The 222-nt window shown below is 49.5% G+C and carries 1 protein-coding gene; it reads right to left on the bottom strand.

Translation table 11 applies throughout. The features are described 5' to 3' along the window. On the bottom strand, nt 1-222 hold a 222-nt coding region (locus tag LI164_RS16555), incomplete at both ends, for a recombinase family protein (protein WP_227087401.1).

Here is a 222-nt window from a genome sequence, read left to right as displayed (position 1 = left end):
AGTTTCTTCCCAGACGGGATAAGTCCTTTGTGACAACGCAGTTGATTTTCCCGTCTTCGATGTCATCAATCATCCTTTGGAAACTTGGACGCTCGAAATTTGTCCCACTCCATCCGTCGTCAATGTACTCGTCTACAACGGTCAGCCCATGCTCTGCGGCATACTGTCTAAGCATCATGCGCTGGGTCTGGATACTGCCGCTTTCCCCCTGTAATTCATCGT

This window comes from Dorea sp. 210702-DFI.3.125, from assembly GCF_020560945.1.
GTDB lineage: Bacteria > Bacillota > Clostridia > Lachnospirales > Lachnospiraceae > Dorea > Dorea formicigenerans.
The sequence above is the reverse complement of the archived record's forward strand: the minus strand, read 5'-3'. Positions and strand labels throughout refer to the sequence as shown.